The organism is Dictyobacter formicarum (assembly GCF_016587435.1).
The window spans coordinates 93023-118975 of record NZ_BNJJ01000026.1; the positions used below are offsets into that span (position 1 = coordinate 93023).

The 25953-nt window shown below is 54.7% G+C and carries 22 protein-coding genes; 13 read left to right on the forward strand and 9 right to left on the reverse strand.

The window, feature by feature from the left end:
* Positions 1–153 precede the first annotated feature (153 nt).
* The 5 genes from JMI88_RS32815 to JMI88_RS32835 all read left to right on the forward strand — a co-directional run bounded on the left by JMI88_RS32815 (position 154) and on the right by JMI88_RS32835 (position 5212).
* Positions 154–1545 (forward strand): ABC transporter substrate-binding protein, encoded by a 1392-nt coding sequence (locus tag JMI88_RS32815; protein WP_201366250.1) that lies wholly within the window; start codon positions 154–156, stop codon positions 1543–1545.
* A 76-nt stretch (positions 1546–1621) separates the two neighbouring features.
* Positions 1622–2593 carry a carbohydrate ABC transporter permease gene (locus JMI88_RS32820; RefSeq protein WP_236023166.1) on the forward strand — a complete coding sequence of 324 codons (972 nt, stop codon included), beginning with the start codon at positions 1622–1624 and terminating at the stop codon, positions 2591–2593.
* Entirely contained in the window at positions 2590–3534 is a 945-nt protein-coding gene (locus JMI88_RS32825; protein ID WP_201366251.1) for a carbohydrate ABC transporter permease, read from the forward strand. Before JMI88_RS32820 ends, JMI88_RS32825 begins: the two co-directional genes overlap by 4 nt.
* Positions 3535–3748: 214 nt before the next feature.
* Positions 3749–4300 carry a GNAT family N-acetyltransferase gene (locus JMI88_RS32830; RefSeq protein WP_201366252.1) on the forward strand — a complete coding sequence of 184 codons (552 nt, stop codon included), beginning with the start codon at positions 3749–3751 and terminating at the stop codon, positions 4298–4300.
* A 114-nt stretch (positions 4301–4414) separates the two neighbouring features.
* Entirely contained in the window at positions 4415–5212 is a 798-nt protein-coding gene (locus tag JMI88_RS32835; protein ID WP_201366253.1) for a GNAT family N-acetyltransferase, read from the forward strand.
* 35 nt (positions 5213–5247) lie between these two features.
* Here JMI88_RS32835 and JMI88_RS32840 read toward each other — a convergent pair whose 3' ends face one another.
* Both JMI88_RS32840 and JMI88_RS32845 read right to left on the reverse strand, forming a co-directional pair.
* Entirely contained in the window at positions 5248–5769 is a 522-nt protein-coding gene (locus tag JMI88_RS32840; RefSeq protein WP_201366254.1) for a PI-PLC domain-containing protein, read from the reverse strand.
* 50 nt (positions 5770–5819) lie between these two features.
* Complete coding sequence (locus JMI88_RS32845) at positions 5820–7223, reverse strand: glycosyltransferase family 39 protein (RefSeq protein WP_201366255.1); 1404 nt, start codon at positions 7221–7223, stop codon at positions 5820–5822.
* 511 nt (positions 7224–7734) lie between these two features.
* Between JMI88_RS32845 and JMI88_RS32850 the strand changes: the two genes are divergently transcribed.
* Positions 7735–8250: a transposase gene (locus tag JMI88_RS32850; protein ID WP_201366256.1), complete on the forward strand. Its 516-nt coding sequence runs from the start codon at positions 7735–7737 to the stop codon at positions 8248–8250.
* Positions 8251–8565: 315 nt separating this feature from the next.
* On the opposite strand, the gene JMI88_RS32855 is transcribed toward JMI88_RS32850, so the two are convergent.
* The 3 genes from JMI88_RS32855 to JMI88_RS32865 form a co-directional block, all read right to left on the reverse strand.
* A complete protein-coding gene (locus tag JMI88_RS32855) occupies positions 8566–8982 on the reverse strand; it encodes a YidH family protein (protein WP_201366257.1) in 417 nt (138 codons plus the stop codon).
* Positions 8983–9127: 145 nt separating this feature from the next.
* Positions 9128–10462 (reverse strand): MFS transporter, encoded by a 1335-nt coding sequence (locus JMI88_RS32860; protein WP_201366258.1) that lies wholly within the window; start codon positions 10460–10462, stop codon positions 9128–9130.
* 479 nt (positions 10463–10941) lie between these two features.
* Positions 10942–12360 (reverse strand): general stress protein, encoded by a 1419-nt coding sequence (locus JMI88_RS32865; RefSeq protein ID WP_201366259.1) that lies wholly within the window; start codon positions 12358–12360, stop codon positions 10942–10944.
* Positions 12361–12599: 239 nt separating this feature from the next.
* Here JMI88_RS32865 and JMI88_RS32870 point away from each other — a divergent pair, with 239 nt between their 5' ends.
* The 3 genes from JMI88_RS32870 to JMI88_RS32880 all read left to right on the forward strand — a co-directional run bounded on the left by JMI88_RS32870 (position 12600) and on the right by JMI88_RS32880 (position 15700).
* Positions 12600–13772, forward strand: coding sequence for an RNA polymerase sigma factor (locus JMI88_RS32870; protein ID WP_201366260.1), 1173 nt, complete (start codon positions 12600–12602; stop codon positions 13770–13772).
* The gene (locus JMI88_RS32875) at positions 13769–15052 is read left to right on the forward strand and encodes an MFS transporter (RefSeq protein WP_201366261.1); all 1284 of its coding nucleotides are present in this window, start codon (positions 13769–13771) and stop codon (positions 15050–15052) included. The genes JMI88_RS32870 and JMI88_RS32875 overlap by 4 nt, the downstream gene beginning before the upstream one ends.
* A 111-nt stretch (positions 15053–15163) precedes the next feature.
* Positions 15164–15700: a transposase gene (locus JMI88_RS32880; RefSeq protein ID WP_201366262.1), complete on the forward strand. Its 537-nt coding sequence runs from the start codon at positions 15164–15166 to the stop codon at positions 15698–15700.
* A 322-nt stretch (positions 15701–16022) separates the two neighbouring features.
* Here the strand turns inward: JMI88_RS32880 and aceB are convergent, their stop codons facing one another.
* Entirely contained in the window at positions 16023–17615 is a 1593-nt protein-coding gene (gene aceB, locus JMI88_RS32885) for a malate synthase A (protein ID WP_373323994.1), read from the reverse strand.
* Positions 17616–17708: 93 nt separating this feature from the next.
* Entirely contained in the window at positions 17709–18983 is a 1275-nt protein-coding gene (gene aceA / locus JMI88_RS32890; protein ID WP_201366264.1) for an isocitrate lyase, read from the reverse strand.
* 380 nt (positions 18984–19363) lie between these two features.
* Between aceA and JMI88_RS32895 the strand changes: the two genes are divergently transcribed.
* Positions 19364–20278, forward strand: a complete 915-nt coding sequence (locus JMI88_RS32895; protein ID WP_201366265.1) for a LysR family transcriptional regulator — start codon at positions 19364–19366, stop codon at positions 20276–20278.
* A 586-nt stretch (positions 20279–20864) separates the two neighbouring features.
* Entirely contained in the window at positions 20865–21623 is a 759-nt protein-coding gene (locus tag JMI88_RS32900; protein WP_201366266.1) for an ADP-ribosylglycohydrolase family protein, read from the forward strand.
* On the opposite strand, the gene JMI88_RS32905 is transcribed toward JMI88_RS32900, so the two are convergent.
* Positions 21608–23494 carry a serine/threonine protein kinase gene (locus JMI88_RS32905; RefSeq protein WP_201366267.1) on the reverse strand — a complete coding sequence of 629 codons (1887 nt, stop codon included), beginning with the start codon at positions 23492–23494 and terminating at the stop codon, positions 21608–21610. The genes JMI88_RS32900 and JMI88_RS32905 overlap by 16 nt on opposite strands.
* 475 nt (positions 23495–23969) lie before the next feature.
* On the opposite strand from JMI88_RS32905, the gene JMI88_RS32910 reads away from it, so the two are divergent.
* Positions 23970–24509 (forward strand): acyl-CoA thioesterase, encoded by a 540-nt coding sequence (locus JMI88_RS32910; RefSeq protein ID WP_201366268.1) that lies wholly within the window; start codon positions 23970–23972, stop codon positions 24507–24509.
* 171 nt (positions 24510–24680) lie between these two features.
* On the opposite strand, the gene JMI88_RS32915 is transcribed toward JMI88_RS32910, so the two are convergent.
* The gene (locus tag JMI88_RS32915; protein ID WP_201366269.1) at positions 24681–25544 is read right to left on the reverse strand and encodes a helix-turn-helix transcriptional regulator; all 864 of its coding nucleotides are present in this window, start codon (positions 25542–25544) and stop codon (positions 24681–24683) included.
* A gap of 188 nt (positions 25545–25732) precedes the next feature.
* On the opposite strand from JMI88_RS32915, the gene JMI88_RS32920 reads away from it, so the two are divergent.
* The coding region (locus tag JMI88_RS32920) for an SDR family NAD(P)-dependent oxidoreductase (protein WP_201366270.1) at positions 25733–25953 on the forward strand (221 nt) is incomplete at its 3' end.

Consider the following 25953-nt stretch of genomic DNA (forward strand, 5'->3'; position numbering starts at 1 on the left):
ACACAAAAGACGGGCCGGCTTCCACGCTACTTCGCCAGACGTCCCTGTGGGAGAGCGGTCCGGTCGCGGAAAGTTTTCTGAGCATTCTTTCGGTCTTGCTTATTTATCCCACAAACATATTGCGCTGCACCAAAAACTCGAGGAGAAATGTTCATGCTCGTTTTTGATCGTCGCCAGCGGCGCCAGCTGGACCAACTGGTTGAAGATGCTGTGGGGGAACATATTCCGCGACGCCAGTTCCTGTATCGGGCCATGGCTGCTGGCCTGAGCATCAATGCCGCCACCACCTTGCTTGCAGCCTGCCAGGGCGAACCCGCCCCTCAGGCAAGTGCACTGGAAAAGGTCCAATCTATCGATGTCTTGACCGTGTGGAGCGGCGAAGAGCTGGAATCCTTCAATATGATCAATGCCGCATTTACGAAAAAAACTGGCATTAAGGTCAATGTAGAGGCGACACGCGATCTACTGGCAGTGCTGACCACGCGCCTCCGGGGCAATAGTCCACCCGATATCAGCGGCATATCTAGCATCAATCACTTTCACGAGCTGGCAAGCCAGAACAAGCTGGTCCGCCTGGATACCTTCTTAGACATGAAGCAGTATCAGAAGAACTATGCACAGGCCTGGATCGATTTTTCTTCTCACGATGGCAAGCTCTACGCGGTACTGCCCAAGGCCAATACCAAGGGCACTATCTGGTATAACCCTAGAGCCTTTCATGAGGTGGGAGCCAGCGTACCACAAACCTGGGACGAGCTGATCGAGCTCTCCGATAAGCTGGCCAGCCAGGGCAAATATCCCTGGTCTCTCGGCGTAGAGAGCGGGGCCACCAGCGGCTGGCCGGCCGCCGATTGGATCGCCGAGATCTATATCAATAAGTATGGACCCGAGCTATACGATCAGTGGGTGGCGCATAAGATTCCCTGGACCCATCCCAGCATCAAGGATGCTTTTCAGACCTTCGGTCGCATCGCGCTGGGCAAACATTATGTCAATGGAGGAGCGCAGGCCATCCTGGCCACCAATTTCCAGGATGCCTCCTACCTCCCATTCGAGAAGCCGCCCCGCGCCTACATGTACTATCTAGGCGATTTTACCGCTGGCTTCATCAAGCATCAGTTCAAGGGCATCAAGAGTGGGCTAGATTTCAACTTTTTCCCGTTCCCCGAGATCAATCCACGGTACAAAGGGTCTGTGATCGGGGGAGCTGACCTGATGGCTGCCTTTAAAGATAACAATGGCACGCGCCAGTTCATGGAATTTATGACGACCGCGGAGGCGCAGAGTATCTGGGTCAGACGCGGGGGTGCCACGTCGGTCAATTCGGCGGTCGAAAAGAGCGTCTATCCCGACGCGATTGCCTGGGCCACCGCCCAGCAAATGACGAAAGCCATGGCCTTTCGAGTCAGCGCCGATGATCTGATGCCACAAGGATTGGAAAGCGCCTTCTGGAAAGGGGCACTGAACTATATCGGCGACCCCAACCAGCTCGATAACATCCTCAACAACCTTGAGAGCATCGCCCTGATAGCCAACCAATCGTAAACCATCAACCATATTTTTTTTATGCATGGCATATTTTTACGGTTTGGTTTTTGCATAGAGGATTTAAAGGGGATTCATGATGGCAATGTTGATGAAGAAACATGTTGCGGGTGCTGCTACGCGCCGGTACGGGCGGCGGCGCGGCTGGTTATGGGTCGGGCCAGGCAACAAATCGGGGGCAAGCCTCGAACCTATGTGGCGTGGATGGTTATGGATCGGGCCAGCGATATTGCTGGTGGTGATCTTCTTTATGTATCCATTGCTCAATACACTGGTCACAAGTTTTCAAAATGCCGATGCGACTCATTTTGTGGGTCTGAAGAACTATCAAACGATTTTTACGAGCGCGGTTACGCTGGAGGTGCTGAAAAATAATCTACTCTGGCTGCTGCTGGGCACGATTTTGACGGTGGGTCTGGGCTTGCTGGTCGCGGTACTGGTCAACCATATCAAGGCTGAGAGCCTGGTGAAGTCGGCCCTGTTTGTGCCGATGGCGATCTCTTTTGTCGGTGCGGGCATCATCTGGCGCCTGGTCTACCTCTATCAGCCGGCTGGCGAGACGCAGATTGGACTGCTCAATGCGCTGCTGGCACGCATGCAATTGCCGCCACAAGCCTGGCTGGTCAACTCGGCCTTCAACAATTATGCCATGATACTGGTCTACACCTGGATGTGGACCGGCTTCTGTATGGTTATCCTTTCCGCTGGCCTGAAAAATATTCCCGAGGACCTCATTGAGGCGGCCAAGATCGATGGGGCCGGGCGCTGGATGATGTTCTGGCATATCACGGTCCCGCAGATCCGGCCAACGCTGGCCGTGGTCATCACCACCATGCTGATCAACGTCCTCAAAATCTTCGACATTATTTATGTTATGACCGGAGGCAACTATCATACCGATGTGGTGGCTCTGGAATTCTATAACCAGCTCTTTAGCTTTAATAATTATGGATTGGCCAGTGCACTGGCAGTGTTGCTCTTGCTCGCCATTGTACCTGTGATATATTTCAATATTCGCCGTATGCATGCCGAGGAGAAACTGCGATGAGGGGTATTTCTGAACAGCGGCCCACAACCCAAACACTGCTCAAGCGCTCAAGCATACAGGAGGAGAAGCGTAGGGAACATCACCATGTCCAGGGCCGCTGGCTGCGCCGCATGATCAGCCAGGGCACGATTACCGTCATCGCGGTCAGCATCGGACTCTTCTGGTCAGTGCCGACCTTTGGACTGTTTATCAGCTCGCTGCGCCCACCGGAACTGATTGCGACCACTGGCTGGTGGACCGGCCTGGCGCTGCCCTGGAACTTTACGCTGCAGAATTACCAGCAGGTCCTGGCGGCGCAGGGTTTCGGGCGAGCCTTTCTCAATAGCCTGATCATCGCCATCCCCGGGACCATCTTTCCGCTGCTGATCGGCTCCTGTGCTGCCTATGCCTTTGCCTGGATGCGCTTTCCGGGCCGCGACCTGCTCTTCTCTGGCATCATCGCCCTGCTGGTAATTCCACTGCAGATCGCCCTCGCCCCCATCCTGGCGCTGTTTACCGCCATCGGCATTACCGGTCAGTATACCGCGATCTGGCTGGCCCACACCGCCTTTGGCTTACCATTCGCAATCTTCCTGCTGCGCAACTTTTTCGCCTCTCTGCCCGCCGACCTGCTGGAATCGGCCCACATCGACGGCGCCTCCCACCTGCGCATCTTCTGGAACATCGTCCTTCCGCTCTCAGTGCCGGCCCTGGGCTCGCTGACCATCTTCCAATTCATGTGGGTCTGGAACGACCTGCTGGTTGCCCTGATCTTCCTCGGTGGCAACCCACAGCGCGCCCCCATGACCGTCACCATCGCCAACCTCGTCGACAGCTACGGCACCAACTACCAGGTCCTGACAGCCGCCGCCTTCATCTCGATGGCCCTGCCCCTCGTCATCTTCTTCTCCCTGCAACGCTACTTCGTGCGCGGCATCCTTGCCGGCTCCATCAAAGGCTAGCCTCAAATATCGAGGACGAGGATTCGATGGATACATGAGAGTGGAAGGACCTGTCAAGGTCCCAACGGGCGCACCTACGAGTCGTGTTTCTTATTGCATAGAATTTCATATTGCTTTCAATCAAAAGTATCAGGCATTAAGAGAGATACGGAAGATTGTTTTCGTCAGATGAATTGAGTATACTGGTAGTGTTTTAGCAGGAGGTATTTTTATTATGACGTTCACAACCTGGTGGCGCGGAGATCGCTTGCCCGAGCTCGCGCCTCTTCCGGCGTTTTCCGCTGGTCTCTCGACCGATACACAATTAATCGCACGCATTACCTGTCAATCCACACAAATGGTGGCGCGGCGTTGCGAGGCGGGGGATCGGCCCTATCTTGCGTTCATAGGCGATACGCCGGTTGCCTATGGATGGGTCGCAACCCGGGCCGGCGGCATTGCTGAACTTCAATTTAAATTCGAGCTTCCGGCGCGCAACGGATACCTCTACGATTTTCTCACGCTGCCAGAGTGGCGCGGGCGCGGCATCTATCCTCATTTCCTGCAAGCCATCATCCACCAGGAACAGGACATTGATCGCTTCTGGATAGGGTACGTACCCGGCAACGATGCATCCGGGCGTGGCATCAGCAAAGCTGGCTTTCACGAGGTCAGCGACTTCGTCATCAGGCAGGGGCGTATTGCTGGCCTCACGCTGTTTGAAACCAGTGAGCGAGCGAGCGCCAACGCGGATCTCTTTCAGCTCCCCATTATTGCCAGCACATAAAACGGCAACCATTCAGCTCGCCTTATACTCTTGAGGATGGCAATTTTCGTCAACCATAAACATCTGCCAGGCTAAAAAGCCTGACGGCTATCATGAAAGGCGCTTTGTTTTTCAATGCTGACATGCATGCAACTTGAGCATCCGGGAACTATACAGAAGCTCAGGGACGACTACCTGCGCACGCTGGTCGCGCCGATGGATGGGATGTGGGAGGGCGCGATCATCGCGCAGGCTACATTTTGGCAGATACAGGACCAGGATCAGCCGGCAGGCTATTTTTGCCTGGATGCCGACAAGTCTTTGCTGCGCGTCCATCTACTGGACCGCTATCAGGCGCGGGCGCAGGAGATCTTTCGCTGGCTTATCTCGACCCATAACATCCAGCATGCCATCGCAAGTACGATCGAGCCATTGTATTTTTCTTTGTGCCTTGACCTGCAAACAAGCATCACGCTGCATAGCTATCTGTTTCGCGACCACGAGCCGGTCGCGCCGCCATCCAATATCAACCGGTACCAGTTCAGGAAAGCTGTCCAGAGCGAGCTGGATGACCTGGTGCTCTTTTACAAGGCGAACACGGCAGGAGGAGGCGAGTGGATTGAGGCGTTCCTGGATAAACGTCTCAAGCGCGAGGAGCTCTTCATCCTGTTTGACCAGCAGACATTGATAGCAACCGGAGAGTGTATCTCCAGCCCAAAACAACCACCCTATGCAGATCTGGGCATGGTCGTAGCTCAGGCGTATCGCGGCCGAGGCCTGGGCAGCGCTATGCTCATTCAACTAAAACAACACTGCTATGCAGCTGGCTGGAAGCCTATCTGCTCGTGTGAGGTCTCCAACCAGGCGTCAAAGAAAGCCATCGAGAAAGCCGGATTTATCAGTGAGCAGCGCATCGTAAATATCCAGTTCTAAACGCTGCTCTCTGCCTATGATCGCGTCCGACCGCATCAATGATGGTGGAATACTGGCGCGACCTGATCAATACGGTTGGTCCAGATCCCGCCGGTATAGCCCGGTGGGAGGCGCTTGAGATCCTCCGGTGAATCAAAGCCGCTAGAAAACTCTTCGGTGCCGTTGCCCTTCTCAAGCACGACACGCGTATCGTTGGCCTCCATACGATCAAGGAAGCGATTAGGCCAGCCCCAGAGCCAGGGAGCAACTTGATCGGGAAGCAACAGCTCTATATGGCGGCAGGCCACCGGCACATAGCCGCTCCATCCTACGGCAGCATAGCGCAGCACACAATTCTCAATAATTGATTTCGATATTACCCTCATCTGGGGGAGGTGCTGGCGCACCGCGTCGATCGGCTTGTCGCCGCCTCCAACAGTCAGCAGGTCCTGCTGCTGCTTCGGCAGGGCCGACAGGATCCGGGCCAGCTGCACTCCTTCTTCAAAATTATTGCTCTTGATATCGATATATAACGACTTGTCGTGAAATGCATTCAACACCTCCTCAAGCGAGGGCATCAAACCAATGCCCTTGCCGCGAAAAGGGAAAGTTTTTCTTTCTTGTTGTTTTAGCTTATAATCCAGGTGCGGCGACGAGCAGGCAGCAAAGTGGGAATACCCAGGATGGTCCCCCAGACGGTGAGCGTGATCAGCGGATCAAAGACGATGTGTACGCGCATCAGGTCGCTCAGGAAGTAGCCACCCAGAGTGGTCAGCGTCCAAACGAAGAGGACGGTCAGCACCAGCAGCCCCATGGCCTGGACGCTCCATTGACGGCGCGTGCACGGCCAGCAGAGCAGGGCCAGCCAGATCAGCGCGCAATAGGGGAAGAGAGCGTTGCTGGCATACAACATGCGGTGGACGGACAATAGCGCATTCACGCCCTGCTCGCTCCAGTCATGCCGGGGTCCACCAGGCGGTGGGGACATGGTGTTGACCGGATAGTAGCTGGTCAACGACGCAAAAAGCATGGGCACGGTCTTGAGGCCAAATTCAAGGGGATGGCGCAAGATAATAGCGCGCGCGAAATCGCCCAGTACACGACCATTGTCGCGACCAAACTCGGGATGCCGCGCGACCAGCTGATAGGGCGTCAGATGGGTATGCGTCACATTGTCGTCGATCACGCGGCGCACCTGCTCATACTGCGGCGGCGCTTCGTTCTGCATCTGGTACTGCATCACCTTCCCGACCAGGTTCATGTTCTCCACGTAGGTCAGGCCCGGATAGTGATTTATAATCAAGTTGCCAAGCACGTAACCACCCAGTAGCGTATAGAGCAGCGCCAGCGAGAGCCCAAGCCGCACGAGCAGGGGACGTAGCTGACCGCGCCTGTAGCGCATCCATAATAGATATACATATATCAATATAGGAAAAGCGGCCCACTCCGGCCGTGTGAAAAACAGCAGCGCCAGACACAGGGCCAGCCACTTCAAGAGACGCCAGTTACCGCCCTGTAATATCCTCACCGCCAGCAAGCTAATGGTTATCAGCAACCACAGGGAGATCCCTTCGGTCATCAACAGTTTGCTATAAGAAATCAGAATGACATTGGTTGCCAGCAGCAGACTCAGAACAAAGGCCAACCAGGCACGCTGGAAGATCAGGCAGGTCAGCAGATAGAATTCCAGCACAGCCAGTATATAGAGCATACCTTGAACGATACTGACCGCAAAAAGATTAGCAGGTCCGGCAATCAGTGTGATCACCAAGATAAATAGAGGATAGGTCGGCAGGCGAAAAACATTGATAGGATTGCCAGTCTCGCGCAACTGTCGCACAAACTCCAGATATCCTGGAGTATCGGCCGTCAGCTCGGTGTAGGGATGATAGAAATAATAGAGACCGACCGTCAATACCGCAACGACCAAAAGCAGTCCGCTCAATATCCACTTGCCTGACCAGCGCCAGCGCCGGGTGGCCACTTCTTCTGCATCAACCGCCGCCTGCTCTACATGCTGAAATATCCTCATCGCTTCTTCATTTCTGTTCTTGCTTACTTACTCTCTGAAGCTTGCTGAGATTGCCGTACGATGTATGCTCCCATCCCTGCGGGAAAATCTAGCAATACAACCAAGTTCAGATGAACATGATAAAGCAGTGATATGAATTATACAAGTAGATGCGGCCCAGGCAGCTTTCAACGCCGGAGGATTATCGTCTCGTTCACAATGCGTTTTGAACATTGGCGTTATCGTATCCCGATATATTTCGGACGTTAAAAGGTTATTGTATCCCGGTACATTTTCGGATGTTAAAGCGTTATCGTATCCCGGTACATTTTCGGATGTGGAGGTAAAATCGGACACAAGGTCCGAACCTATGGGTTTCGTGTTTTTTCAACGTTAATAATGGCCATGATAAATACGGATTGAATGCTGGCAACCATATTGTGAATAGATGCTCTCAATGTTTCCGCTTTTTTAAAGAGGGGTCGTATCGATGTAAGTAGGAATGTCATACATTATGTCGGTGGAGGTGTGCGTGGATAAACCCAAAAAATCTCATCGGAAACCATTTAAGCCGTTAAAGCCGATCGGTCTGCCAGCACATAAATATTACCTGCCGGGAGCTTATGCGATAACCATCTGTACCCTTCAACGTGAACAAAACCTGTTTAATCATCCAAAACTACGCGCCATTTTATACGAAGAATGGGCCAAACTCCCCCAACGTTTTGTTGGGGTTGTTCCCGGAACAATTATGGTCATGCATGATCATCTTCATTGTATGCTGATTCTTGAAGATGGATATGAACATAACAAGAGTGCTCGGCAGATTATTAAAGCATATAAAGGCATCGTCGCCAATGAATGGATGCGCTATTTGCGTGAGACAGGAGCTAACTATCCCGGCAAAATATGGCAATATCGTGCTTATGATCATGTCATCAATGACGAAGCAGATTTTAAAGCGCAAAAAGCATACATCCTGAACAATCCGGCCGCCTACAAAGCTAAACAAAAAAAGCAACCTAAGAAACCAGACGAGCCTTCGTAAATGTACAATAAACACGAAACCCATAGGTTCGGACCTTGCGTCCGATTTATCCTCCAACCGCGTAAATGCTCCCGAATACGAACATGTTGGGGCGAACATTTTCGGGTGGGATCGTTAATAATCGGACGCAAGGTCCGAACCTATGCGATTATGTTTTGGGCGGACGTTTTCGGATGTGGAGGATAAATCGGACGCAAGGTCCGAACCTATGCGATTATGTTTTGGGCGAACGTTTTCGTGCATGGTAATCGGACGCAAGGTCCAAACATAGGGGGATCATATTTCGTGCGCATTTTCGAACGCGAACGCAAAAGGTTAGGAGGTAAGGAAGAGGTAGATGGCGAGGAGTAGGCCGATAACGCTGGCGAGGATGGTGAGGACAACGGCTGAGCCAGCCATGGGATGGAAGGTGTTCTGGTCGATGTCGCGGCGTACGCGCAGGAAGTTGCGCAGAGCGGCGATGATGATGCCAACTCCAAGAACGGTGAGGGCGACGCCAAAGAGCATTGAGTAGTGCAGGGATATCAGGGACTCGGGCTGACTTTTGAAGCCGAGCTCGCGCAGGAAGAGGCCAAAGCGGGCAACGACAAAACCAATCGTGATGGTGGCCAGGCCAGTACGAGTCCAGGCCAGGAAGGTGCGCTCATTGGCCAGGTGGTTGGCAACCTGCGTGCTGCTTCGACGATCCGGCTTTTCTGTCGTTTCTGCTGGTTGGTTTTGCTTCTCTAACATAATAGTGTATCTCACAATCCACTACTATAATCGATTAATCTGGACACATATGGCCAGGAGACATCCCTACGGCGTCCGCGAGCCTTTGTATGATAGATACACGCACAGCGACACAATAGGGATGTCAGCAACAGGCTTGAGTTATCTATCCTTTCCGTACCAGCTTCCACCAGGCATAGATTCCTGCGAGCATGATGATGATGCCGGCACATATATATAGTACGTTTATGGCATTAAAAGATGCACTGCCATTCAAGCTCAGGTGGAGCGACCGCAGGAGCGTGCTGCTCAGGTAGCCGCTCAGGAAGGTGGCCAGCATAGAACTGACCGTGATGGCTGTTCCACGAGCGGCAAAAATGCGTCCCACCAGTGCTTCTGGCGTCGCCTTCAAGATCAATGGTCCGGTGACGACGGCTGCATGCAGGTTAGAGACATTGGCGATAAAGAAACCAAACAGGGCCAGCAACGGATTGCTCTGCCAGCCGATAAAAAGAATGCACGCGCCCGACAGCAGGGCTGCCCAGGCGTAGATCCTGGTTTCTCCGACTTTGGAACCATAACGACCGACCAGCCAGGTTCCCAGGATGCCTCCGGAGGCCGGAATGGCGCAAAAGGGTCCGTAGAGGCTGTCAGGCACATGCAGGTTGCCGGTAACCAGAAACAGGCAGAGGGTGTTGACGATGCCCAGACCAAAAAAGAAACCGCAATCGGCCAGCAGCAGCACGAAAAGCAAGGCGTTGCCACGGATGAAGCTGAGGCCATCCCATAGCTCTCTGAGGAAGTGGCGCTGCGGCCGCTCCGTGGGGGCCATCGGTTGTGAAGCGGGAAGTTGGATCCGCCGGATCATACACCAGGACCAGCCGAACGAGGCCACGTTAAAAACGATGGCCCAGCCAATGCCGAAACTGGCATAGAGCACGCTGGCGATGGCCGGACCAAGCGTCCAGGCAAACATGCCGGTCCCCATGCTTAAAGCCGAGGCCCTGGTACGCTGCTCCTCTGGTACAATGATGCCGAGCAGGGCCATGCTGGATGGATTAAAGAACTGGCTACAACTACTGGAGGCGGCGACAATCATGTACAGAGCAACTAATTTAACTGGCAGCGGCAACCCGCCCGGGGCCAGGAATGGCAACGGCAGCGCGCCAGTGACCAGGAGCAAACAGCAGACGAGCAGGGCGCGCAGGGCATCCATCACCAGCATCGTCCTCTGCTTCGACCAGCGATCCACCAGCACACCAGCAAACGGACTCAACAGCAGCGACGGCAGCGCCACGGCCAGCCCGATCCCACTCACGGCCAGCGGAGCATGGTTATCATTGCGCAGCAGCATGGCAACCCACAACACCAGTACGGTATCAAAGATGGTGTCCCCAATCAGCGAAACGCTCTGCCCCAACCATAAAAACGTGTAATTTCGATTAATCAACTGCAGGCGGCGACCATAGAGCGCCAGCAGCTTTTGGTAGCGATAAAGCATAATGATCCCTTCGTATGCGCTATAAAACGGCCATGTGTGTATGGCATTCACAAGTGAGGGGCTGCGCACAGCGAAGGTGTTCTGCCTTCATACATGAAGGGGCTAATCTCAAGGCTATACGAAATCAGTAACGAGGAGGTGTAATGAAACAGGCGCACCATACATCGGTAGTGGTGTCCTCAGGAATATTGCATGGAGAAGATGTTCAAGCCCAGCCTTCACTAGCGCGCTATCATAGCGGCTGCGCCGGGAGGATGGGCAATGACGCAGACAACCATAGTTGTCTGCTGCATCAATAATGTATATTTTGACAAAACACTTGTCCTTATCAATCAGTATAAAAATTATTGCTATTGCACGCACAATAACACAACAACTAGCTATATGTCAATCTACCAGAATAATGCGGGTGGAGAGAAGAGCCCCCGATGGTACGCCATGGGAGCGTACTATTGGGGGCTCTAGTTGATAAGGTTCGATTAATAATATTGTTCGATACGTGAATGGGTTTCTCTGAGTTCAGCTTCGTTCTTTTCTAATTCTGCCTCGATGGCATCGAGCTGCTGCTTCAAGCTCTGCAACTGGGACTCGTGCTCTTTGGCGCTCTGCAACTGGGCTTTGGAATCTTGTAGACGCTGCTGGGCTGCTTCAAGCCGCTGTTGCAACAGGCGCATTTTTTCTTCCCGCTGAGATGCAGGAGTCGCGGCTGTCATGCTCTGGTCAACCGAACTCATTGGAGTTGCCTGCCCGACTGCTGCCGTATCGGGAGTGGTGGTGTTAAGGGTATTAGCTGCCATGTTCTCAGACGTCGTCGAGGTTGAATTATCGTTGGTCGGAGTTTGTGGTGTCTCGTCATACGTTACAGTCGTTGGGTAGTCGTTGTTTGCAGCATGAGTTGCCGGGGTGTTATCGTGCGCAGACTGCTCTTCCGTGCTGGTCGCATGATCTGGCATGCGGTATGGGTCGACATGTGAACCATCACCAATCTGCTGCTCCGTCTCGTCTTTGACGTCGCATTCGTGCTCGGCAGCCCGGTACTCCTCAGGAGTTGTGGCATCAGTAGCGGAAGGCTCATAGTCTTGCACGGCCTGCTCTTGATGGTCATGAACAGCCTGGTACTCATCGCTGGTGGCTGGTTCGTGGGCAGCCACATTACTGTCCGGCAGGTCCGGATGATCAACTACACTCTCAGGTTCAATATTGTCCGGCAGGTTCTGCTGATCGGCCACCCCCACAGGCGCTACGACACTACTCTGTTCATTATATGTATTATTGTCGGTATAGTCGGATGCCGTTGGCTGCTCATCATTCACGGGATAACGAGGGTCGGTATCCTCATTCAGTGGTTGGTGGCGATTGGTATCTTCATCCCAGGTAGCCGATGCTGGCTGCTGAGCGTAGCTGGATGGTCGCTGCGTATAACCGGATAGTTGCTGCTCATAATCGGTTGACTGCTGCGCATAGCCGACTGGCTGCCGATTAGCATCGGCGGGAGGCTGCGCGTAAGCGGCGTCCTCATTCGCAGTTTCCGCGCCCCTCAGGGTATTGTGGATTCCATAAGCGCCAAACTGATGGAAGATGCCCAGGGCTTCCTGCTCACGATCAAGGGCATGGACGGCCAGAACGATATTTCCATTATCATATTCATTCGCATAATAGCGCGCCTGCTCACTCGACAATCCCATAGCGGTCAGGTCATTGGCCAGGTCGCCCGAGCCGGAGTTCGAGCCGGTAAACAGGCTCTTGAGGTCATCCAAAAAGCCACCAGAATGACCAGGAACTGAGTAGCGAATCTGGTCCTGTGAGAATCCAGCTTGATACAGAGCCTCTATCGCCTGCTCAACCAGCGCTCGGTCCCGGAAGACACCTACCACCGTAGGAGATGGTGTTACTGACATAGTGCTGCTCCTTCGAAAAATTCCTATTTCATGTTTTTACGGTCTTGACGCAATATTCCAATGTCACTTTTCTCTGCATACCTCTACTTTTTTTCACGAGCTTAATTGCAAATTAGATGCAATATATTCAATCCAATGGCGAGCTGGAAAATTGCCAGATTTTTGCGTGTAATTATGCGCTTCTTCGAAGACATAGAAGTAATACTATGTTAGACTAGCTGATCAGGAGACGATGGCTGATGGAGAAGTTTGAAGATATGCTACAGGATGTAGAGACTATATTAGCGACGGAGCGGCCACGCCTGGTGCGCCTGTGTACGAGGATCACAGGCAGCGCGCTGGTCGCTGAAGACATGGTGCAGGAGACGCTGCTGGAGGCATGGCGGCACCTGGATACTTTGCAGGAGCCGGAGAAGTTTCCACAGTGGTTGAGCGGAATCGCGCGTAATGTGTGTCTGCGCTGGGTTAGCCGGAAGGAGCGTGATGCGGCCCATTCGCTGGAGGTGCCGGTGCAACATGAGAACGGCATAGCCTCGCTGGCCGAGACGTTGGCAGCGGATTTCGATGTAGAGATTGAGCTGGAGCGCCAGGAACTGGTGGGTCTGCTGGATCGGGCGCTGGATCTACTGCCCACGGAAACCCGGACCTCGCTGCTGGAGCGCTATGTGCGCGAGTCTTCGCTGGCCGATATCGCGACGCTGCTAGGCATGAATGTGAACGCGGTGTCGATGCGCCTGCAACGCGGTAAGCTGGCACTACGCAAGGCATTGGCCAATGAGCTGAATTTGGAGTCCTCGGCCTATATCCCGGTAGAGAACGATAGCTGGAAACAGACCTCGCTCTGGTGCTATCTCTGTGGACAACATCGCTTACTGGGAAAATTCAAACCAGAACAGCTTGAATTACATTTAAAGTGTCCTGGCTGCTGTCCTGAGCCGAACGACTTTATCTCAACCAATAGTGGATTTGAGGTGCTGAGGGGACTGAAAAGCTATAAGCCAGCCATAACACGCATGAATAACTGGGCCAACTACTACTATCGGACGGCGTTGAATACCGGCTCGGTCCCCTGCTGCGAGTGTGGGCGTCCGGTGGCTCTAGGCTTCCGCATGCCGGATACGGCTTCGAGCTGGATGCGCCAGCGCGGCACCCCCATAGTTCACCTTTTCTGTGAACATTGCCAGTCACGCTGCTATAGCTCGTATGACTATCTGGCGCTATCGCTGCCCGCGCTCGATCAGTTCCGCCACCAGAACCCGCGTATCCGCACACTACCCGTGCGCTATATCGAGGCGCAGGGAGGGCGCGCCCTGGTTTCTAGCTATGAGAGCGTCACCAGTTCCGCGCGCGTCGATGTCGTGACCTCGCTGGAGAACTTCCAGGTCCTACAGATCGCGGGGAGTCAGGCATGAACACCAGCCAGCAGCAATCTGAACTCATCCAGCCACCAGCTCCGGTAGAAGAAAAGAAGCTGCTGCCGATTGTGGCACTTTTCATCGCCAACGTCTGCTCATTTATTGGGGACGTCTTGATGATGCTGGCCATCCCCTGGCTGGTCCTGCAGACGACGGGCAGCGCCACCAAAGCGGGCATCACCGCCTTCTCCTCGATGCTGGCTGTGGTGATCTCGTCCTTCTTTGGCAGCCTGCTGATCGATCGCCTCGGCTATAAGCAAACCAGCATCATTGGCGATATCGCCAGCGGTATCACGGTCGCCTTGATTCCGCTGTGCTACATGACGATTGGCCTGTCGTTCTGGGGACTCCAGGTTCTGGTCTTTCTAGCTGGCCTGCTGCAGACGCCCGGGAGCGAGGCCCGCTACGCGCTGCTCCCCGACCTGATCAAGCTGTCGCGGATGCCGTCGGAGCGCGCCAACTCGCTCTACGATGGCGTGCGCCGCGTGGCTGGCTTCTTTGGAGCGCCGCTGGCCGGTGTGCTGATCATCTTTATCGGCACCGCCAACCTGCTCTGGGTCGATGGCGCTACCTTCTTCTTCTCGGCCATCCTGCTGGCCTGGGCCGTCCCACACACGCCACCGGTGCGCAAGGCTGGTGAGAAGAAAAAAGGCACCTACATCGAGGAGCTCAAGGAGGGGCTGGTCTTTATCCGCCGCACGCCGGTTATGCTGGCCGTCGTGATTGCAGTCATGATCACCAACTTACTGGATCAGGGCATGACCGGCGTGATCCAGCCCATCTATGTCAAGCAGATCTTCGGCAACCCGGTAGCCCTGGGCGAACTAGTCGCGGCCTTTGGCGGGGCCGCCTTTGTGGGCACCCTGCTCTTTGCCTGGATCGGGCACTGCCTGCCACGTAGCCGCACGCTGGGCCTCTGCTTCACAATTTCTACCGTCCTGCGCTTTGGACCACTAGCCCTGTCCTGGCCGCTGCCAGCTCTGATTGGATCTTATATCGTCGCCGGCCTGCTGATCGGCCCCATCAATCCCATCCTATTCAGCGTCGAGCAGGAAATAGTACCAGTCGAAATGCGTGCCCGCGTCTTCGGCGCCCTGGCCGCGGGCGTTCAGTTCGGCATGCCGCTCGGCGGACTAATCGCCGGATACCTGGTCCAATGGACCGGCGTCATCCCGGGCATCATCGTCTTTGGCGCCATTTACCTCATCTGCACCATATCGCTCTTGATCAATCCATCTCTCAAAACCATCGACAAACAACAACCGGCCGCCGCCTGACGGCGGCCCATTTCACGCTCGATAACGAAAACAAAAGTGAAAAGTTTCCGTTTTTTCGCGATTACCCGGCATCTCTCTAAGTAGGAAAATAATAGAGATGGAAGGGAAACATTGAGTAACTACAAAAAATCTCGTCGGAAATCATTCAAACCATTAAAACCGATCGGCCTGCCAGCACATTATTACTATTCGCCAGGGGCTTACGCGATAACCATCTGCACACGCCAACGTAAACAAAACCTGTTTAATCATCCAAAGTTACGTGCGATTTTATATGAAGAATGGGCTAAACTCCCCCAACGTTTTAGAGGCATTGTTCCCGGGACAATTATGGTCATGCATGATCACCTTCATTGTATGTTGATCCTTGAAGATGGATTTACACATGCTAAAAGCGCTCGGCAAATTATTGCTTCGTACAAATCCATTGTAGCCAATGCCTGGTTGAGTTACCTATATGAGACAGGAGCCAACTATCCCGGCAAAATATGGCAATATCGCGCTTATGATCATATCGTCAAAAATGAAGCAGATTTTAAAGCCCAGACAGCCTATATCTTAAATAATCCCGCTGCCTACGAAGCCAGGCGAAAACAACAATCAAAGAAAGGAAAAGAAAATGCACCAAAAAAACCCGATAATCATTAACGTCCAATAAACACGACAACAATAGGTTCGGGGCTTGCCCCCGATTGTCGCCCCTCCGCAGAGCGGGCGACCCCGTATCCTTGCCGCTCGGTGCCTCGTGGTATTACACGTCGCCCCACGCGGTGCCCAAAAGCGGGCCTTTCTTTTGGGCACCGCGTGGGGCGACGTGACGGTAAAGAGCGAAGCCCCCGTCATAGGGATACGGGGCCCCACAAACGGTGGGGCAATCGGGGGCAAGGAGATGATGTTCCCAACATCCTCGCCCGAACCTATTGAATTATCGTTATTATTGTTTTTGCATATTTATTTTTATGCTCCGAATCTATTCGAGGTATTGGTAGGCGACTGTGGTCAGGAAGTCGGTGAACTCGGTTTCGCAGACCAGGTTGTCCAGGATGGTGCTGGCGGTGACGAGGCGGCGTATGGCGTACGGGTTGGTGCCCAGCGTGTTTCTGAGCGCCTGCGTCTCTTCTGCCAGCAACTTGCGGAACATGCCGCGGGTAACTTTGCGGCCGTCGTCGAGCACACCGTCGGGATGGTGAATCCACTGCCAGAGCTGGGCGCGCGATATTTCTACGGTGGCGGCGTCCTCCATCAGGCTGTTGATGGGAACGCAGCCAGAGCCACGCAGCCAGGCTTCGAGGTAGCTCAGGCTGACACTGATGTTGGTGCGCAATCCCCGCTCGGTAATCCTCCCATCGGGTATCTGGAGCAGGTTGACGGCAGTCACATAGACGTCTTCACGCTTGCGCTCGATCTGGTGAGGACCACCCATGATGGCGTCGAATTCCTTGCGTGCGATCTCGACCAGTCCAGGATGGGCTACCCAGGTGCCATCATGACCATCAACGGCTTCGCGCCGCTTGTCGGCCTGGACGCGGGCCATGGCCTCGGAGTTGACCTGGGCGTCTTTCTTGTTAGGAATCTGGGCCGCCATGCCGCCGATAGCGTGGGCGTGGCGATGATGGCAGGTCTTGATCGTCAGCAGCGAGTAGGCACGCATAAAGGGGGTACGCATCGTGATGCTGGCGCGATCCGGCAGGATAAAATCGGACACGCGGCGAAACTTCTTGATGGCGCTGAAGATATAGTCCCAGCGTCCACAATTCAGGCCAGCGGAATGCTCGCGCAGCTCATAGAGAATCTCATCCATCTCAAAGGCTGCCAGGATGGTCTCGATCAGCACGGTTGCCTTAATTGTGCCTTGTGGAATACCCATCAGCTCCTGGGCAAAGCTAAAGATGTCGTTCCACAGGCGCGCTTCCAGGTGGCTTTCCAGCTTGGGCAGGTAAAAGTAGGGACCACTGCCGTTGGCCAGGAGCTGACGGGCATTATGGTAGAAGTAGAGTCCAAAGTCAAAGATGCTGGCCGAGATCGGCCGGTCGTTGAGCAGGACATGCTTCTCGTCCAGATGCCAGCCGCGTGGCCGCACAAAGAGGATGGCCGTCTCGCCATTCAAGCTATACTGCTTGCCGGTGGAAGGATCGTTATAGCTAATGGTGCGCCGCACCGCGTCATAGAGATTGATTTGCCCCTGAATAGTGCCATGCCAGGTCGGTGAATGGGAATCTTCGAAGTCGGCCATAAACACCTGCGCGCCAGAATTCAGCCCATTGATGATCATCTTGCGATCAACCGGACCTGTAATCTCGACGCGCCGGTCCCATAGCTCGCTGGGAACGGGCGCGATAATCCATTCACGATTGCGAATGTGCGCGGTCTCAGGGAGGAAGTCTGGTAGCTGGCCTGCATCCAATTCCGCTTGTCGCTGCACGCGTCGCTGGAGCAAGTGCTGGCGTTCAGGTTCAAAGGTCGAAGAGAGCAGCGCGATAAAATCAAGAGCACCCGGTGTCAGTATATGTTCATATGCTGCCGTCATTGTGCCCTGAATCGTCACCGGCAGATCCGGCGCCATCACACTCCATCGTGCTGTTTGTACGCTTGCTTTTTCATCGATCATAGCCTGTGCATCCTTTCAGAAGTTCATCAATCTCTCTGCGTTGAGTGGTTAGAATTGTGCTTCCTCGGTTGAGCCCGCCATTGCCATGGTTGAGGATTGACCGGCGGCAATGACCTGTGTTACCTCATCAAAGTAACCGGTGCCGACCTCGCGCTGGTGCTTAGTCGCGGTATAGCCGTGGCTTTCCAGCCCGAACTCAGCCTGCTGTAAAGCGGAATAGGCGGTCATGCCCTGCTCCGCATACTCGCGGGCCAGCTTGAACATGCTATAGTTGAGGGCATGGAAACCGGCCAGCGTAATAAACTGGAACTTATAGCCCATCTCGCCCAGTTGCTGCTGGAAGGCGTGAATAGTCGCATCATCCAGCTTCTGGCGCCAGTTGAAGGAGGGGGAGCAATTATAGGCCAGCAACTTGCCAGGGAAACGATCGTGGATCTCATCGGCGAAACGCCGGGCCTCTTGCAAGTTGGGCTCGGAAGTCTCGCACCAGATCAGGTCACAATAGGGAGCATACGCCAGGCCACGGGCGATAGCAGTATCGAGTCCAGAACGGATACGATAGAAGCCCTCGGGCGTGCGCTCACCAGTCAGGAATGGCTGGTCGACTGGATCGATATCGGAGGTAATCAACTTTGCCGCATTGGCATCAGTACGAGCAATCAAAATGGTGGGAACACCCATGATATCAGCGGCCAGGCGCGCTGAGGTTAGATGCTTGATCGCTGTCTGCGTTGGGATCAAGACCTTGCCGCCCATGTGACCACACTTCTTCTCGGAGGCCAGCTGATCCTCAAAATGCACGCCGGCCGCGCCGGCTTCGATCATCGCTTTAGTCATTTCAAACACATTGAGCGGGCCTCCAAAGCCGGCCTCTCCATCCGCGATGATCGGTGCGAACCAATCTATGGCGCCGCTATGTCCCTCGCTGTGCTGGATCTGGTCGGCTCGCTGCAGCGCCTGGTTGATTTTACGCACCACCATGGGAACGCTATTGGCCGGATAGAGGCTCTGGTCGGGATACATCTGACCGGCCTGGTTGGCGTCGGCCGCTACCTGCCAGCCACTGAGATAGATAGCCTTCAAACCAGCCTTGACCTGCTGGACTGCCTGGTTGCCAGTCAGGGCACCCAGGGCCGCCACATACGGCTCCGTCTTCAATAAGGACCAAAGACGCTCGGCGCCTCGGCGCGCCAGCGTGTACTCGATGTGAAGTGAGCCGCGCAGGCGCAGCACATCTTCGGCGCTATAATTACGCCTCACACCCTGCCAACGTTCATCGCTTTCCCACTCATAAGTAAGATTGTCTGCCTGATGACCGTTCATGTTGATCTCCTATTCTTTCTCGCAAATAGAATAACCGGCCTGGAAAAGGCCTCGGCTCCTATTTACTGTTCCCTAAAGCAAGGATACCATTAAGTTTTACCGGAAATCTATACTTAAGCTTTCAAATTCGTGAAGAATTTGATAACCTTTTACTTATGCAGGCCACGTTTAACTACAACTGTAAGACATGTTCGTGGGCGCCCAAAGGCAGCTCGAAGACGCTTACAAGAGGCTCTAGCTGCATCATGACCTTGAAAAAGTGGTGTGTTGACGAGTCCATTTTCTTGAAATTAGTGCTCAATGGATCTTGACAGTGGGAGAAAACTGTTTATATGCTATATAACAATATGCTTATCAACTTTGAGCTGGAGGGAGCAACGATGCACCAACTGAACTTGCACCGCCTGGCGACGTTTCAGGTGGTGGCGAAGCATTGCAGTTATAGTCGTGCCGCCGAGGAACTGCACTTTAGCCAACCAGCTGTCTCGGCCCAGATTCGCCTGCTAGAAAACTCTCTGGGAGTGCGGCTCTTCGACAAAATTGGGCATAAGACCCATCTGACGCCCGCTGGTGAAGAGCTCTACCGCTATAGTGAGAAGATTTTTGCCCTGATCGACGAAACGATCGAGACCATGGATACGCTACGCAATCCTCACTATGGGCATCTGCGCGTGGGCGCGGACACGACCGTGGGCACGTATGTAGTGCCGCGTGTGCTGGGCAAGTTCCGCCAGCTCTATCCCAACGTTGAGATTACGCTGGAGGTCGTTAATCGCGGCTACCTGGTTGATGACTTGAGCCAGAACCGCGTGGATATGGTCATTATGGGCAAAATTCCTACGGAGCTGCCCGCGTTTGTGGCACCGTTTGCGCCCAACGAGTTGGTCTTAATTGCGCCGCCCACCCACCGCCTGGCCGGTTGTAAGCGTATCCCCTTCGCGGAACTGGCACGCGAGCACTTCCTGCTGCGCGAGGTGGGCTCCGGTACCCGCAGCGCCCTTGAGCAGGCCTTCCAGAACGCCGGCTATCCACTCCTGGTAAGCATGCAGATGGGAAACAACAGCGCCATCAAGCAGAGCGTCGCCGCCGGACTCGGCATCGCCCTGATCTCGCGCGTCGCCATCGATATCGAGCTGGAAACGAACCGCCTCGTCATCCTCGACGCCGAAGGCTTTCCCATCACGCTCCAATGGCGTCTTGTCCACCTGAAAGACAAAAACCTGTCGGCCACCGCCCGCGCCTTCAAGAACTTCTTGCTGCAAAACAGCGAGATCCCACCGGCCCTGAGCACGTAACGCCATCACGGTAGCCATACGCGAACGCCTCCGAACCACGAAAGCGATCCCCATAGGTTCGGGGCTTGCCCCCGATTGTCGCCCCTCCGCAGAGCGGGCGACCCCGTATCCTCGCCGCTCGGTACCTCGTGGCATCACACCTTTGCCCACGCGGTGCCCAAAAGCGGACCTTTCTTTTGGGCACCGCATGGGGCGACGTGATGGTGAAGAGCGAAGCCCCGTCATAGGGACACAGGGCCCCACAAACGGTGGGGCAATCGAGGGCAAGCCTCGAACCTACGATGCGTTTCGATTCCCAATGTTTTCGTGTGATGGGAATTGTGCATGCGGCGTCGCCTGGCGGCACACATTATTCATACCCTACAATAGGGATTAATTGTATAATTTGTGGATCATAAAGGGAAAGATTGATGGAGAATACAAATCGGCATGAGGAGCGGCTGGGGAGGGCACTGGAGGCGTTGGAGGGGTTGGCGGTGGGAGATGCTTTTGGGAGCCTGTTTTTTAAGCAGCGGGAGCAGGTGGCTGAGCGTCTGGCGAATCGGACTCTGCTGGAGCACCGTGGCCCTATACGGATGATACGCAGATGGCGCTGTCGATCGTGTCGATCCTGCGCCAGCATGGCTCGATTCGGCAGGCGGAGCTGGCGGAGAGCTTCGCGGAGCATTACGAGGGGTCCCGCGCCTATGGTCCTTCGATGCATTATCTGCTGCGCTCGATCCGCGCGGGCACGCCCTGGCGCGAGGCGGCCGCGCAACAATTTTCTGGCCAGGGCTCGTTTGGCAATGGTGGGGCCATGCGCATCGCACCCCTGGGTGCCTACTTCGCCGATGATCTGGGGGTTGTGAGCGAGCAAGCGGAGCTGGCAACCAGCGTTACCCATACGCATCCGGAAGCGATCGCGGGCGCGATTGCCGTCGCGGTCGCGACCGCTTATGCCTGGCAATTGCGCCAATCCGGGCAGCTGCCCGGGCGGGCTGAATTTCTGGAGCTGATCCTGCCATACATTCCCAGTAGCGAGGTGAGGCGCAAAGTGCGCTGGGCCCGCGACTTCTCCGAGCACACGTCCCTGGATGCTGTGGTCAACCAGCTTGGCAATGGTAGCAACATCTCGTCCCAGGATACGGTGCCGTTTGTGCTCTGGTGCACAGGCGAGCGGCTCAATAATTACGAAGAGGCCCTCTGGCTCACGGCCAGCGCCCTTGGTGATGTGGACACGACCTGTGCCATGGTCGGGGGCATCGTCGCAACCTACACTGGCACGACCGCTATTCCAGCCAGCTGGCTGGCAGCGCGTGAGCCACTGCCCGGCTGGCATCGAGAACATAATCAGGAAGCAACTTGATAGACGGCGAAACTAGAAACGTTAATGTCGTTGCCGGCATCGATCAATCCAATCATTCCGGCTCGGCTGAACCGATTGTCCGTTACCTGTCCAACAACTTGACCATCAATCGCCATGGCGATGGTATTGCCTTTGACTTTGATGGAATAAGTATGTGGAGTGGTATTCAATTCGTTGCCATAATCGCTAGCGAGGCTGGTGTTATTCCCACCCTCGTAGCGATAAAGGTGCCAGCCACCAGAGGTCACGTTGGCGATATAGCCGTTATGAGAGCTATCCGTGCGGAAAAAGATACCGACCTGGGTGTCGACTGGATAGGTGGATACGTCGGTGGTGTTGTTATACTGAATTTTTGTCTCGATAATGTAGTCACTTGAGGGCGGTAGAAAGGGCGCCGGCAGGAAGTAGTTTGGATTTATCGGGTTAAGATAGTTGTCAGACCTGGCGGCAGTTCCATCACTGGCAATAGTACCATTTGCATACTTCCACTGCCCTCCAAGCCTCCAGCCATTGCTGTTTTTTGACCAATCGGCCGCGTAGAGCTGCGTACCCTTATCTTTCGCGAATACGTCCGATTGGGTCGTATCGGTACTACTATTATTTGTATTAAAGCTTTTGGTGAAAGACGACATCACTGAACTGAAAATACACAACACCACAATAGATCCCAGTATCACGCCAACGAGTAAGCCAATTGGATTCTTCTTGCGCTTGCGCGGCGGCGGCATATACGTCGACTGAAAAGACTGGTGATGGTACTGATATGACTGCTGTGGCGGATACGAGTACTGCGGCCCCTGGCTATATGGCTGAGGACCGGTCGTCACAGGCGGCACATTATATGCCCCGGCGGGCCCGGATTGGTAGGGTGGAGGCTGAGGGCCGCTCCCAGGTGGTGTCATACGCGCCCCGGCTGGATCGATTCTGGGTGGCGGTGGCGTATGTGTCTCTGTCGCTACCTTCACTGTTGGCTCGACCGGTGGCTTGCCAGCATACTGCGTTGACGCGCTCACCGTGGACGCAAGGTTGCCGGCGTTGCTGGCGGGATCGTTCCGATAATTGGGGTCCTTCAGCGCCTGCGCGAAGGCGGCGATGGTGGGGAAGCGCTGATCTGGCTGCTTGGATAGAGCGCGATGAATGGCCGCGGTCACGTTGGGCGGCAGACCAAAGACTTTCTTGTCCAGCGGCGGCGGCTCCGCGGTCAGGTGCTGGGCATACATCTCGGGCAGCGAGCCACGGAAGGGAGGCTCACCAGCCAGCCATTCATAGAGCGTCACGGCCAGCGCATACTGGTCGGTCGCGCGCACTGGCTTGCCCTGAATCTGCTCCGGCGCCATATACGTCACGGTCCCGGTCACGTCCTGTGTGCGCGAGACCTGCGAGCTCTGGCCCACCAGGGCGATACCGAAATCGCTGAGCAGGATCTCGTGATTCTTGCCGATCAGCATGTTCTCCGGCTTAACATCGCGGTGGATGATGCGCTGGTCATGCGCATACTGCAAGGCGTCCGCCACCTGTCCCGCATAGCTCAAGGCCAGATCGAGCAGCACACGTTCACCACGACGATGGCAATGGCGCAGCGAACCATTGGGGGCATAGCTCATAACCAGATAGGGGGTCTTGTGCTCCACATCGCAGTCGAGCACGCGCACGATATGCGGATGATCCAGGCTGGCAATGGTCCTGGCCTCATTCAAAAAGGCGGCCACACTCTCGGCATCGAGCCGCACATTGAGGACCTTGATCGCCACCTGGTTGTTCATGTAGATATGCGTGCCCATGTAGACTTTGGCGAAACCTCCCTCGCCGATCGGCCGCTCAACGCGGTATTTCCCAAACTGATGGTGTGTCAGGTCGTCTTGTTGATCCATCAAACTTTCTCCTGATTTTTAAGAGGCTCCACATATGATGTGGGGAGATAATTTCGATATTCTCGCTATTTCTGTGTATTGCACTTTGTTCCATCGTGCAATAATTCCATCATTTCATCTCTGTGCACAGCTTAAGCTTTAAATATAGTTAGCATTTGCTCAGCTATTTATTAATGCCCCGATTGTAACATGATAGGCGTGAAGTAGCAATCGAAGTAAAGATTCCTTTTGTCAGAAGGCAAGCGCGGCCAGAGCACCTTCTCCTGGCAAGAGGATAAGATGAAGTAGGACAGTTGGATCAAAGAGAAAGAGGCGCTACTATTTGCGTACGCGAGGAGGTCATTTTTTCCGCGAGATTGGCTATCGACGGGAATAGATATAATATGGTAGGCTTAGCCAGAACAATTTCGTCGTGCCTCTTCGCTGTATGAGTTGGGAAGGGAGCAACGTTAGATGAAGGAAGGTAACAAAAACCATGTCCTCTGAGACCTATCATTGCTGGTATCCGGTGCAGATACGTTTTCGTGATTTAGATCCCCTGGCCCACGTGAATAATACCGTCTATTTTGTCTATCTGGAGGAGGCGCGCAGCTTTTATTTTGATCGGTTGAAGCCGTGGCGCCATGCGGATGAGACGCCGGTGCAGGCGGAGGAGGAAGAGGCGGATGGCGAGCATAATCCGCGCATCAAGACCGGTCCTCGGGGTTATCACTATGGCATGCTGGTCAAGGAGAATACCTGTACATATTTGTTGCCCCTGGTGCGCTCGGATCGCGCGGAGGTGGGAGTGAAGGTGGTGAAGATTGGACGCACAAGTTTTGTTATGGAACATGAAATTCGCGATAGCACTGATCATAGCCGTGTGTTTGCTACTGGCCGTTCGGTGCTGGTCTGGTGCAATTATCATACCGGCCGACCACACCCCATTCCACCTACGTTGCGCGCGGCCTTTGAGGAGTTTGAAGGCCTCTCCAGCACGGCCAGCGGTTCCTCGCCTGGCGCCGAGCAGGCGTAGGTGCAGGCCTCAGCGCCCGCAAGGGGCGCACCTACGGTTTTCTTGTTGATTGTTGCTTTTGGTTCTTCGCTTAAATTTAAAGCATTGGGGCTGGCCCCGGCTGGGGCCGCCTCGCAAAGCTCGCGGCCCCAGCACGCGACAACAGAATATGAGCGTGCCTATTAGCGGCCGCTAGAGCAGGCTATAGCTTTTGCTCTCGGTCTGCGTTAATGCCGCCAGTTTGGCCGCGGTATCTTGCGTGCGTGGTGTGAAGGTTACCAGTCTGAAGTTTGAGGTGTCCGGGCTAATCAATGTCGTGCCAAGGACGTGCAGGCGTCCGACTTGCGGATGGTTGAGCTCTTTCTGGTGATCGGGATTGCAGGACCATTCGATGTCGTGTTGAGTCCACCAGCGGCGAAATTCTGGACTGGCTTGTTGCAGATCAGCAATCAGCTGCTCGCACCAGGCTTCTCCGGCATGTTGATCACTGACCGTGCGAAAGGTCATAATAGCGTGCCGGGCTGACTCTTCCCACTGCACATAAAGTGTGCGCTGCGCAGGATGGGTAAAAATCTGCCAGATGACGTTGCGCTCTCGGCCCGACAGTTGCCCAAAATCACCGAAAACGCGGGCGGCACTAGCGTTCCAGGCCACGACATTGAGATATTGGTCCAGCACATAGGCCGGACTATTCCCCAGCGCATCCATAACGGCTAGCAGGTTGACGGGAGGCTGGTCGAGGGTGTGCTCTTCGATGGTGACTGGCACCATGCCGCGTGCCAGCACATAGAGGTGGCGATGCTCAGTAGCATCGAGTTGCAAGATACGAGCCAGGCTTTCAAGCACCTGATCCGAGACCGTAATGGGTCGTCCCTGTTCAAGCCAGGTGTACCAGGAAACGCCAATCCCGGCAAGCAGCGCCACTTCATCGCGGCGTAGTCCAGGGGTACGCCTCCTGCCGACCACGGGCAGCCCTAGCTGCTCTGGACGCAGGCGAGCACGACGCGTCTTCAAGAAATCGGCGAGCTGCACCCGCCGCTGTGCCTCATCTATCATGCGATTCCCTCTCCCTCCCTCTGCATGCATACAAGAACAAACGTGTTACTTTTACACCTATGATAACCACACTCCTGGTTCCGATTCTTCCCCAACTCTATAATTCCACCATACAAGATTCCTGCTCCTTCATAACAGGGAGGGGTCAATTGCTTTATAGCTGTTCTTCCGATGAAAGGATAGAGAGAATGTCGAAAGTCTGGTTGATTACTGGTAGCTCACGTGGTTTCGGTCGCAGCCTGGCCGAGGCCGTGCTGGCACAGGGAGACTACTTGCTGGCCACTGCACGCAAGCCAGAGCAACTCAATGATCTCGTCGAGCGCTACAAAGAACAGGTACGCGCTGTAACACTGGATGTCACCAATGCGGAGCAGGCGCGCGCGGCCGTCGCGGCTGCCGTCGAGAGCTT